The sequence below is a fragment of the Methylobacterium sp. WL12 genome (assembly GCF_008039475.1).
Taxonomy (GTDB): domain Bacteria; phylum Pseudomonadota; class Alphaproteobacteria; order Rhizobiales; family Beijerinckiaceae; genus Methylobacterium; species Methylobacterium cerastii.
On record NZ_VRUW01000025.1, the window covers coordinates 47,365 to 58,706 of the forward strand.

General features: G+C 71.8%; 11 protein-coding genes. 7 read left to right on the forward strand and 4 right to left on the reverse strand.

The features are described from left to right. The first annotated feature begins 223 nt into the window (after nucleotides 1-223). From FV226_RS12015 to FV226_RS12040, 6 genes are all read left to right on the forward strand, one after another. Nucleotides 224-931 (forward strand): cell cycle transcriptional regulator TrcR, encoded by a 708-nt coding sequence (locus tag FV226_RS12015; RefSeq protein WP_147753550.1) that lies wholly within the window; start codon nucleotides 224-226, stop codon nucleotides 929-931. 335 nt (nucleotides 932-1,266) lie between these two features. Next, nucleotides 1,267-2,991 (forward strand): 30S ribosomal protein S1, encoded by a 1,725-nt coding sequence (rpsA, locus tag FV226_RS12020; RefSeq protein ID WP_147753551.1) that lies wholly within the window; start codon nucleotides 1,267-1,269, stop codon nucleotides 2,989-2,991. 433 nt (nucleotides 2,992-3,424) lie between these two features. Beyond that, nucleotides 3,425-4,408, forward strand: a complete 984-nt coding sequence (gene sppA, locus FV226_RS12025; protein ID WP_147763098.1) for a signal peptide peptidase SppA — start codon at nucleotides 3,425-3,427, stop codon at nucleotides 4,406-4,408. A gap of 54 nt (nucleotides 4,409-4,462) precedes the next feature. Next, nucleotides 4,463-4,774, forward strand: coding sequence for an integration host factor subunit beta (ihfB, locus tag FV226_RS12030; protein ID WP_147753553.1), 312 nt, complete (start codon nucleotides 4,463-4,465; stop codon nucleotides 4,772-4,774). 146 nt (nucleotides 4,775-4,920) lie between these two features. Next, nucleotides 4,921-5,277, forward strand: a complete 357-nt coding sequence (locus FV226_RS12035) for a LapA family protein (protein ID WP_147753554.1) — start codon at nucleotides 4,921-4,923, stop codon at nucleotides 5,275-5,277. Between the two features lie 26 nt (nucleotides 5,278-5,303). Further along, a complete protein-coding gene (locus FV226_RS12040) occupies nucleotides 5,304-5,945 on the forward strand; it encodes a phosphoribosylanthranilate isomerase (protein ID WP_147763099.1) in 642 nt (213 codons plus the stop codon). 113 nt (nucleotides 5,946-6,058) lie between these two features. Here the strand turns inward: FV226_RS12040 and FV226_RS12045 are convergent, their stop codons facing one another. Together FV226_RS12045 and FV226_RS12050 are read right to left on the reverse strand one after the other, a co-directional pair. Then, on the reverse strand, nucleotides 6,059-6,769 hold the full coding sequence (locus tag FV226_RS12045) for a GNAT family protein (RefSeq protein ID WP_147763100.1): 711 nt from the start codon (nucleotides 6,767-6,769) through the stop codon (nucleotides 6,059-6,061). Beyond that, nucleotides 6,766-7,410, reverse strand: coding sequence for an FMN-binding negative transcriptional regulator (locus tag FV226_RS12050; protein WP_147763101.1), 645 nt, complete (start codon nucleotides 7,408-7,410; stop codon nucleotides 6,766-6,768). The genes FV226_RS12045 and FV226_RS12050 overlap by 4 nt, the downstream gene beginning before the upstream one ends. Before the next feature lie 90 nt (nucleotides 7,411-7,500). On the opposite strand from FV226_RS12050, the gene FV226_RS12055 reads away from it, so the two are divergent. Beyond that, nucleotides 7,501-9,045, forward strand: coding sequence for a PLP-dependent aminotransferase family protein (locus tag FV226_RS12055; protein ID WP_246691577.1), 1,545 nt, complete (start codon nucleotides 7,501-7,503; stop codon nucleotides 9,043-9,045). 112 nt (nucleotides 9,046-9,157) lie between these two features. On the opposite strand, the gene FV226_RS12060 is transcribed toward FV226_RS12055, so the two are convergent. Then, nucleotides 9,158-10,195, reverse strand: coding sequence for an ABC transporter ATP-binding protein (locus FV226_RS12060; protein ID WP_147754747.1), 1,038 nt, complete (start codon nucleotides 10,193-10,195; stop codon nucleotides 9,158-9,160). Between the two features lie 8 nt (nucleotides 10,196-10,203). After that, nucleotides 10,204-11,274 carry an ABC transporter ATP-binding protein gene (locus FV226_RS12065; RefSeq protein WP_147754746.1) on the reverse strand — a complete coding sequence of 357 codons (1,071 nt, stop codon included), beginning with the start codon at nucleotides 11,272-11,274 and terminating at the stop codon, nucleotides 10,204-10,206. Nucleotides 11,275-11,342: the final 68 nt, after the last annotated feature.

The window sequence follows — 11,342 nt, forward strand, 5'->3', positions numbered from 1 at the left end:
GTGCCGGATGAAGCGCCGAGGGTCGATACTCCGACGCCGCGTGTTCGATGATCGGCCCACCGCAGGCCGTCGAGTCGATTGCGCCCTCCGGCGCCCCCGCGTATACGAGGTCATTCCCCTTTTGAACGCGTGAGACGGGACTTTCGGATCGAGCGGTCCGGAGCCTGCGGACCGATGCCCGGCCCCGTCCGTCCCCGCGTCGGTTTTGGAGCCCGTGCGAAACATGACCCAGGGTCCGCTGATGCCCAAGGCGACCGCCGTCTGGCTGGTCGAGAACACCTCGCTCGCCTTCGAGCAGATCGCCGATTTCTGCAAGCTGCACCCGCTCGAGGTGAAGGGCATCGCCGACGGCGAGGTCGCCGCCGGGATCAAGGGCTTCGACCCGATCACCGCTGGCCAGCTCACCCGCGACGAGATCGAGAAGGCGCAGAAGTCGCCGGCCTACAAGCTCAAGGTCGCGGTCTCGAAGGTGAAGCTGCCCGAGGTCAAGCGCACCACCAAGGGTCCGCGCTACACCCCGCTGTCGCGCCGCCAGGACCGACCGAACGCGATCCTCTGGCTGCTGCGCAACCACCCCGAGCTGAAGGACGCGCAGGTGATCCGGCTCGTCGGCACCACCAAGTCGACGATCCAGCAGATCCGCGAGCGCTCGCACTGGAACTCCGGCTCGCTGCAGCCGATGGACCCGGTGACGCTGGGGCTCTGCACCCAGATCGACCTCGACTTCGAGGTCCAGCGCGCCGCCAAGGACCGTCCCGCGGCGCTGGCCGCCGATTCGGGCGCCTCGCTGCTGCCGACCGAGGTCTCCACCCGCGAGGAGGCGCCCGAGGCCGACGAGCACCGCCACGGCGGTCGCGAGGAGCGGATCAACGCCGATTCGGTGTTCGCCAAGCTCAAGGGCGTCCGCCCGGCGGACGACGACGAGGACTGATTTCTTCGCGGTCTCCCAAGTCTTCGGACCGACGCTGCGGGCCTGCTTCGAAGGAAGCGGGCCCGTTCTGCGTCGACACCCGTTTCTGTTGAACTTCCGGGCCCGTTGCTGTAGAGAGCCGGCGTCCTTCCAGGCCGACCGCACGCGCGTGTTTCAGTGTTGCGCGGCGCCGCCCCGGGACGACCGCCCTCGGACACCGTACGAACGCGTCGGCAAGCCGATCCCATTTTCGGATCGGTCGCTCCTCGATCCGGAGCGGCAGCGGCAACGGGGGCGTTCGCAACACGAGCCGCCGACGTGAGGGCATCCCCGAGGGAGCCCGTTCAGGAGACAGAATGACTGCTGGTACCGCTCTGCAGCGCGACACCTACCGCGACGACTTCGCGGCGCTGCTCGAGGAATCGTTCCTCCAACACGAGATCACCGAAGGCTCCGTCGTCAAGGGTCGCGTCGTCGCGATCGAGAAGGACGTCGCGGTCATCGACATCGGCGCCAAGACCGAGGGTCGCGTCGCCCTCAAGGAATTCAACGGCCCCGGCCGCGAGGGCGAGCTCGCCGTCGGCGACGAGGTCGAGGTCTACGTCGACCGCATCGAGAACGCGCTCGGCGAAGCCGTCATCTCGCGCGACAAGGCGCGCCGCGAGGAGTCGTGGGTCAAGCTCGAGAAGGCCTTCGAGGCCAACGAGCGCGTCTCCGGCACGATCTTCAACCAGGTCAAGGGCGGCTACACCGTCGACCTCGACGGCGCCGTGGCGTTCCTGCCGCGCTCCCAGGTCGACATCCGCCCGGTGCGCGACGTGACGCCCCTGCTCGGCACCCCGCAGCCGTTCCAGATCCTCAAGATGGATCGCCGCCGCGGCAACATCGTCGTCTCGCGCCGCACGGTGCTGGAGGAGAGTCGCGCCGAGCAGCGCTCCGAGCTCGTGGCCAACCTCGAAGAGGGTCAGGTCATCGACGGCGTCGTCAAGAACATCACCGAGTACGGCGCCTTCGTGGATCTGGGCGGCATCGACGGCCTGCTCCATGTCACCGATATGGCGTGGCGCCGCGTGAACCACCCGTCCGAGGTCGTGACCATCGGCCAGACGGTCAAGGTCAAGATCATCAAGATCAACCACGAGACCCACCGCATCTCGCTCGGCATCAAGCAGCTGCTCGCCGACCCGTGGGAGGGAATCGCCCAGCGCTACCCGGTCGACGCCAAGCTCAAGGGCCGCGTCACCAACATCACCGACTACGGCGCCTTCGTGGAGCTGGAGCCGGGGATCGAGGGCCTGATCCACGTCTCCGAGATGAGCTGGACCAAGAAGAACGTCCACCCCGGCAAGATCGTCTCCACCTCGCAGGAAGTGGAAGTGCAGATCCTCGAGGTCGACCCCGTCAAGCGCCGCATCTCGCTCGGCCTCAAGCAGACCCTGCAGAACCCGTGGGAGGCCTTCAACGAGAAGCACCCCGTCGGCTCCGAGGTCGAGGGCGAGGTCAAGAACAAGACCGAGTTCGGCCTGTTCATCGGCCTGGAAGGCGACGTCGACGGCATGGTCCACCTGTCGGACCTCGACTGGAACCGTCCCGGCGAGCAGGTGATCGAGGAGTTCAAGAAGGGCGACATGGTCAAGGCGCAGGTTCTCGACGTCGACGTCGAGAAGGAGCGCATCTCGCTCGGCATCAAGCAGATCGGCGGGGACCCCTTCGCCGAGGCCGGCGACGTCAAAAAGGGCCAGATCGTCACCTGCGAGGTCGTCGAGGTGAAAGATTCGGGCATCGAGGTGAAGATCGTTGACACCGACATGCAGAGCTTCATCCGTCGCGCCGAGCTCGCCCGCGACCGCGGCGACCAGCGCCCCGAGCGCTTCGCCGCCGGCGAGAAGTTCGACGCCCGCGTCATCCAGTTCGACCGCAAGGCGCGCCGCGTCCAGCTATCGATCAAGGCGCTGGAAGTCGCCGAGGAGAAGGAGGCGATGGCCCAGTTCGGCTCGGCCGATTCGGGTGCCTCGCTCGGCGACATCCTCGGCGCGGCCTTCAAGAAGGCCCGCACCAGCGACGACGTCGAAGAGAAGTAGTCCGGTCCTCGCTGGCCGCCCGGGTTCCGCCCGGGCGGCCGGCGGGCCCATTCGATCCGAGGCCCGCGCCGGACACCCGTCCGGCGCGGGCCTTTCTTTTTGGCGGTCTCGTGCCCTCGGCAGCGTGACCGGTTTCAGGGCCTGCACGGATTCGGTCGGCCATGACGGGTGCAGCGCAACCTTAAGGCGATGCGGTTTTGGTTCCCCGCGCCCCTTGCCGGTCCGTGTCCGGCAGGGCTAGAACACCGCTCGCGGGCAACGGCCCGGCGCCCACGAGTTCAAGCCTGCCAAGGACTTGGTCTGTACCGACGCGTGCGGTGCGGATCGTGCCGCGGCACGCGGGCCTCGTGCGCCCTGCCCCGGACATCGGTCTGCGGGTGGGCTGAGAACCGGCCGGCCGCGAGGCCGGGACCGCCAGGGAGCAGACCAGCGCATGGCAGCCGACGCCGAACTCCTGATCGACCGGCGGCGGTTGCGCCGCAAGCTGTCCGTGTGGCGCGTGGTCGGCATCGGCGGCCTCGTCGTCGCCGTCGGCGCGGTCGGCCTGCGGGTCCGCGCCGGCACCGAGGGCGGCCTGTTCGGCGCGGTGAAGCCGCAGATCGCCCGGATCTCGATCTCGGGCTTCATCTCCGGCAGCGAGGCCACCGCCAAGCTGATGAAGCGGGTCGGCGAATCCGCCGCCGTCGAGGGCGTGGTGGTCTCGATCAACTCGCCCGGGGGCACCACCACCGGCTCCGAGGAGCTGTTCCGCAACCTGCGGGCGCTCGCCGAGAAGAAGCCGATCGTCGCCTTCGTCGACGGCACCGCGGCTTCGGGCGCCTACATCACCGCGATCGCCGCCGACCACATCGTCGCGCGCGAGACCTCGCTCGTCGGCTCGATCGGCGTGCTGTTCCAGTATCCGGACGTGTCGGGGCTGCTCGACAAGGTCGGCGTGAAGGTCGAGTCGGTGAAGTCCTCGCCGCTCAAGGCCGAGCCGTCGGGCTTCACCCCGACCTCGCCCGAGGCGCGGGCCGCCCTCGCGGCGGTGGTCGGCGACACCTATGCCTGGTTCAAGAACCTCGTGGCCGAGCGGCGCGGGATGGACGGCGCCCAGGTCGCCACGGTCTCCGACGGCCGGGTGTTCAGCGGCCGCCAGAGCGTGCCGCTGAAGCTCGTGGACGAGCTCGGTAGCGAGCGGCAGGCGATCGCGTGGCTCGAGACCGCGCGCAAGGTGCCCAAGGACCTGCCGGTGACCGACTGGAAGCCCGCCTCCAACCAGGGCTTCGGCCTGTTCTCGGCGCTCGGATTCGGGGCCGACCTCCTCGGGTTCGAGGGCCTGTCCGCGCGGCTGGCCGAGGCCGGCGCCGAGGCGGGGGCCGTCACCCAGGGCGGCATGCTCGTGCTGTGGCGCCCGAGCCCGTCCGCCGCGCCCTGATTCGGTGCGATCCACCAGGATTCGCACCCCGGAACTTCGAGAAGACCAGACGCCATGATCAAGTCGGAGCTCGTCATCAAGATCGCCGAGCAGAACCCGCACCTCTACCAGCGGGACGTCGAGACGCTGGTCAACGCGATCCTCGACACGATCGCCGACGCGCTGGCACGGGGCGACCGGGTCGAGCTGCGCGGCTTCGGTGCGTTCTCGGTGAAGCGCCGGGATGCGCGCCGCGGGCGCAACCCGCGCACGGGTGCGGCCGTTGCCGTGTCGGAAAAGGCCATCCCCGTGTTCAAGACCGGCAAGGAGATGCGCCTGCGCCTCAACGCGGCCGGGATCGGCGAGAGCCAGTCCGCGGCCGAGTAGGGTCCTTCGCGAGACATCGCGGCGGATCGGCCGGTTCGTCTTCCGCGAAGCGGGCCAAGCGCGACGGCGCGTCGCCGCCGGTGGGGCGGATCGCGGATGTCCTCCCGGACCATCCGCGGCACAGTAAGAACGGTTCGGAGAGATCGATGGTCCGCTTCCTCAAGAGTCTGGTGCTGCTGCCCATCGCGATCCTGGTGATCTTGGTCGCGGTCGCCAACCGTGATCCCGTGCGGCTCTCCCTGGACCCGTTCTCGCCCGATCCGGTGTTCAGCGTGATGCTGCCGCTCTACGCGATCCTGTTCGGGGCGGTGGCGCTCGGCATCGTCGTCGGCGGCATCTTCACCTGGCTCGGGCAGGGCAAGGCCCGCCGCCAGGTCCGCCACCGCGGCCGCGAGATCCGCCGCCTCGAAGGCGAGACCGAGCGGCTGAAGGCCTACGCCCCGCCGGAGCCCGGCACCGGCCTGACGCTGCCGGGACGGACCGCGCTGCCGGCCCCGCGCTGACGCGACCGGGTCTCGAAGCGCCAGCCATGTCGATTCGCGTCAAGATCTGCGGCTTGAGCACGCCCGAGACCATGGCCGCCGCCCTGGAGGCCGGCGCCGACTGGATCGGCCTCGTGCGGTTTCCCAAAAGTCCGCGCCATGTCGACCTCGACGCGGCCCGCACCCTGTCCGCTCAGGCGCGCGGCCGGGCCGAGCGGGTCGTCCTGCTGGTCGACCCCGACGACGCCGCGCTCGACGCCGCGCTGGAGGCGATCGATCCCGACCTGATCCAGCTGCACGGCGCCGAGACGCCGGAGCGCGTCGCCGCGATCCGCCGGCGCGCCGGCCGCCCGGTGATGAAGGCGCTGGGCGTCGCGAGCCGGGCCGACCTCGACCGGATTTCGGCCTTCGCCGCCGCCGACCGCCTGCTCCTCGACGCCAAGCCGCCCTCCGGCGCCGTGCTTCCCGGCGGCAACGGCCGCGCCTTCGACTGGACCCTGCTCGACGGCGCAGACCTCCCCTCCGGCTGGATGCTGTCGGGCGGCCTCGACCCGTCGAGAGTCGCCGCGGCGCTCGCCCGCACCGGGGCGACCGCGGTCGACGTCTCCTCGGGCGTCGAGTCGGCGCCGGGCGTGAAGGACCCGGACCGCATCGCCGCCTTCGTCAGGGCGGCCCGCGCCGCCGGCTGAGCCGGGTCATACCAAATCCGGTCGATCCCTTCGGGATGGCGGATTTGGGCTTCGCTCAGCCGCCGCGCGGGCTTGCCTGACCCGGCCTCCGCTTTGAGCAAGCGGAGGCCGGGTCAGCCCGTTCGCAGGTCGGCGAGGGCTCGCCGCTGTCGCCCGTCTTCGAAGAAGTTCTCCGGGGCGAGCCAGGCCCGGAACGCCGCCCTCACCCGCGGCCATTCGGCGTCGGTGACCGAGAACCAGGCCGTGTCGCGGGAGCGGCCCTTGACCACGACGGCGTTGCGGAAGACGCCCTCGAAGGTGAAACCGTAGCGAAGGGCCGCGGCGCGCGAGGGCGCGTTGAGGGCGTCGCACTTCCACTCGTAGCGGCGGTAGCCGAGCTCGTCGAAGGCGCGGGCCATCATCAGGGCCATCGCCTCGGTCGCGGCCGGCCGCCGCGCCAGGGCGGGCGAGAAGTGCAGGTGCCCGACCTCGATGACGCCGTTGGCCGGATCGATGCGCAGGTACGATGCGAGGCCGACCGCCCGGCCGGTCTGCCCGTCGACGATCGCTTGGAACAGCGGGTCGGCGCCGGCCGCCATCGCCGCCAGCTCGGCCTGGTAGGCGCCTTCCGTCTCCGGCAGGGTGCCGCCGAGATAGGTCCAGCTCCGCCGGTCGGGGGCTGCCGAGAAGGCGGAAAACAGGTCGGCCGCATGGCGCTCCGCATCCAGTGGCTCGACACGGCAGGTGCGTCCCTGCATCGCCATGCGCGGCGGAAGCGGGCGCGGGCGCCAATCCGGCAGGGCCGGCCCGATCGCCTGGCCGAAGTCGTTCTCGCGCGCGCTCATCGTCCGCTCCGTGCCTGCACCAGGGCCGCCATCTCTTCAGCCATGCCGTCCCCGTCGCCCGCGGCGCGAAAGCCTGCGACCACGCCATCGCGGTCGGCCGCCGGCCGGTTCTGGCTGACCTTCCACTTGCCCACGATCTGCGCCACGGGAATCTCGATCCCGACGATGCCCTTGAGCTGCGCGTCGGTGAAGGCCCGCGGTGCGTCGTCGACCGCCCAGGGTTCGGGCCGTCCCGCCTCGCGCAGGTCCGTGAGGTCGGCGATCTGGCGCCGGAGCCAGGCCGCATCCTCGATCACCCGCGGTCGCCCCCGAGCGTGGACCGTGGCGTAGTTCCAGGTCGGCACCACCTTCCCGGTCTCGCGCTTGGTCGCGTACCAGGACGGGGTGACGTAGCCCTGCGGACCCTGGAACACCACGAGGCATTCCGCGACCTGCGCCAGCTCGCGCCAGTGCGGGTTGGCCCGCGCCAGGTGCGCGCGCAGCGTCCCCCGCTCGGAGGCCTGCCCGTCGATCAGGAACGGGATCGGGTTCGCCATCGGGCCCCCCGGCCCGGCGGTGACCAGGAGCCCGAGGGGGTGGGCGCGGATCAGGGCGTGCTGCGCCCCGAGGTCGTCCTCCCTGAAATGCGGCGGCTGGTACATCGCGGCGCTCCCGACCGGTGGAGGCCTGGGCTTGACCGATCGCCGGTCCAGGCAAAAGATCCGGTTTCACGCAAACGACTGGACCACTTCGTGCCCGAAGCCCACGGTGCTAGGCCCGTCGAGACCCACCCACGCGGAGAGGGCGGCCTGCCCCTCGTCCTCGATCTCGCCCACGGGGCGGCGACGCCCCTGCACGTGCGGATCGGCGACGCGCTGCGCCGCGCGATCCTGGAGCGTCGCATCGCCCGCGGCGCCCGCCTCCCCGGCTCGCGGGCGTTGGCCGAGGACCTCGGCTGCGCCCGCGGCACGGTGCTGACCGCCTTGGAGCAACTGGTCGCCGAAGGCTATCTCACGGCGCATCGGGGCTCCGGCACCCGCGTGGCCGCCACCCTGCCCGACGACACGCTGGCCGTCGCGAAAGCCCCCGACGCCGCGCCTACAGCTTCGGCGCCCTCTCCGCCTCCGCTGGCCCTGTCGCGACGCGGGACGGCCCTGATGGCGTCGTCGGCGCGGGTTTGGTTCTCGGCGCCGGTGGCGCCGGACGCCTTCGCCCTCGGGCGCCCGGCCGCCGACGCGTTCCCGTATGCGATCTTCGGGCGCCTGCTCCAGACTGAGTGGCGCGACGGCGCCCCGCCGCCTCATCCCCTCGGCGATCCGCGGCTGCGCGCCGCCACCGCCGCCTACCTCGCCGCCACCCGCGGCGTCGCCTGCACGGCCGACGCGGTGATCGTCACCGCCGGCATCCGCCAGAGCTTGCGGCTGCTGGCGCAACTGCTGCTCGATCCGGGCGAGACGGCGCTGGTCGAAGATCCGGGGTTTCCCGGCATCGCCCTGGCGCTGGCGGAAGCGGGCCTGCGCCCCGTGCCCGTGCCGGTCGGACCCGGCGGCCTCGCGATCGACCGGGCGGGGGCCGCCCTGGGCGCGCGCCTCGCCGTGGTGACGCCGGCGCATCACTATCCGCTGGGCCACGCCATGAGCCTGGAGAACCGGCTGGCGCTGCTCGCCTGGGCCGAGGCGGCGAACGCCTGGATCGTCGAGGACGATTACGGCGGCGAGTACCGCTATGCCGGCCGGCCGCCGCCGCCGCTGCGCGCCCTCGACCGGACCGGACGGGTGATCTACGCCGGCAGCTTCTCCAAGGTGCTGCTGCCGGCGCTGCAGCTGAGCTACCTCGTGCTGCCGCAGGGGCTCGCCGGACCGGTCCAGCGGGCGCTGGCGGAGACCGGCCCGGCGCCCTCCGGCCTCGGCCAGGGGGCGCTCGCCCGCTTCATCGACGAGGGCCATCTCGGCCGCCACCTGCGCCGCACGCGAAAGCTCCATGCCGGGCGGCAGGCCGCCCTGCTGGCGGCCGCCCGCGACCGGGCCGCCGGCCTGCTCGACGTCGCGCCGCTGGAGGGCGGGATGCACCTCGTCGCCCGCCCGGGGCCGGACTGGCCGTCCCGCCTCGGCGACGTCGCGGCCGTGGCCGCCCTGGCGCAGGCCGGCATCGCGGCCGTGGCGCTCTCGGCCTACCATGCCGACCCGGGCAACGCCGCCCCGGGCCTCCTCCTCGGCTACGCCGCCGTGCCCGAGCGCGCCATCGCGCCGGCGGTGACGCGCATGGCGACGACCTTGCGGGCCGCCGGCGGGGGCTGATGCGCGGGTTCCACAAGGCCGAGGCTCAGAGCACGATCCTGTAAACCGGGGATCGGGCTTCCCGGCCGGCGACGGCTTCAGCCGATTGAAGTGACGGATGTGGTCTGCCGGCTCAGGCCGCCGCCTCGGCTCTCACCGGCTGCGGCCCGGCGCGGTAGGCGGCGGACGCCTCCTCCGTGCGCCAGCAGGCGGCCAGATGCCCGCCGCCGACTTCGACCGAGGGCGGGGTCTCGCGGCACTTGTCGATCGCGAGGAAGCAGCGCGGGGCGAACGGGCAGCCGGCGGGGCGGTTGGCGAGGTCCGGCGGGCTCCCCGGGATCGTCTGCAGCCGTGCGCGCTTCCCGTCGACTTCCTTGGCCAGCGCCCCCTCGGCGCGGCTGCGCAGCAGGCCGATCGTGTAGGGGTGGTGGGGATCGAGCACCACTTGGTGCGCGGTGCCGGTCTCGACGATGCGGCCGGCATACATCACCGAGATCCGGTCGGCGACCTCGACCGCCGCGCCGAGATCGTGGGTCACCAGGATGATCGACAGGCCGAGGTCGCGCTGCAATTCGCGCAGCAGCAGCAGGATCTGGATCTGCACCGTGGCGTCGAGCGCCGTGGTCGGCTCGTCGGCGAGCAGCACCTGCGGCCGGCAGGCGAGCGCGAGCGCGATCATCGCGCGCTGGCGCATGCCGCCCGACATCTCGTGCGGGTAGGCGTCGAGGCGCCGTTCCGGGCTCGGGATGCGGACGCGCTCGAACAGCGCGAGCGCCCGCTGCCGGGCGCCGGCCGCGTCGATCTTCTCGTGCCGGCGGATCGCCTCCGTGATCTGGCGGCCGACGGTGTAGACCGGATCGAAGGCGAGCAGCGGCTCTTGGAAGATCATCGCGGCGACGTGCCCGCGGAAATCCGCCAGCTCGCGCTTCGACAGGGCGAGCACGTCGCGGCCCGCCACCGCGATCTTGCCGCGGGTGCGGCTGCGGCCTTCCGGGAAGAGGCGCAGGATCGCGCGCAGCGTCACGCTCTTGCCCGAGCCCGATTCGCCGATCAGCGCCATGGCCTGGCCGCGCTCGAGCCGGAGGTCGACGCCGTCGACCACCTCGACCTTGCCGAAGCCGACCTTGAGGTCGACGAGCTCGACGGCGGGGGCGTTCGGATTCGCGTTCATGGGTCCGCTCATGCCGCCACCTGCTCGGCGGCGGGCGCGAGGGAATGGCCCGAGCCCGGCTGACGCGCGAGGCAGGCGGCCTGGTGCAGCGGCGCGATCGGGGCGAGCGGCGGCGTCGCCTGGGAGCAGACCGGCTCGGCGAGGCGGCAGCGCGGATGGAAGCGGCAGCCGTCGGGCGGGTCGATCGGGTTCGGCGGGTCGCCGGTGAGCAGGGCGGCCTGCGTACGGTTGTCGGGATCGAGCGACGGCATCGAGGCGAGCAGCGCCTGGGTGTAGGGGTGGGCGGGCTCGGCCAGCACCGTGTCCGAGGGGCCGAGCTCGGCGACGCGCCCGAGATACATCACCATCACCCGGTCGCAGATGAAGCGCACCACGTTGAGGTCGTGGCTGATGAACAGGTAGGTCAGCCCGAACTCCGCCTTGAGGTCGAGGAGCAGGTTGAGCACCTGCGCCTCCACAGACTTGTCGAGGGCCGAGACCGCCTCGTCGAGGAGGATCAAACGCGGCTCGAGCGCCAGGGCGCGGGCGATGTTGACCCGCTGGCGCTGGCCGCCGGACAGCTCGTGCGGGTAGCGCCCGGCGAAGCGTTTCGGCTCCAGGCCGACGCGGGCGAGGAGCCCGCGGGCGCGCTCGATCGCCTCGCGGCTGCCGACCCCGTTGACCGTCGGCCCGAAGGCGATCGAGGCCTCCACCGTCATCCGCGGGTTGAGCGAGGCGTAGCTGTCCTGGAACACCATCTGCACCTGGCGGCGATAGGTCCGCCACGGCATCGCGCGGGAGCCCACCGCCTCGCCGTCGAACAGCATCTCGCCCTGATCGCGCTCGATCAGCCCCATCAGGAGCTTGGCCGTCGTCGACTTGCCGCAGCCGGATTCGCCGACGATCCCGAGGGTCTCGCCCTTCAAGGCCTGGAAGTCGACGCCGTCGACGGCGCGCACGACCGACTTCTTGCCCCCGACGCCCTTGCGCACGGGGAAGTGCTTGACGAGGCCCGAGACCGACAGGAGCGGCTGGGCCGGGCCGCCGCGGTCGCGCAGGGCCGCGATCGCGAGGTCGGCGGGCTGGACGATGACGCTCATGTCGGCTGCCCTTGATGACGCGGCCAAGGCGACCCGCCGTATGGGCGGTGCTGCTCCCTCTCCCGGGG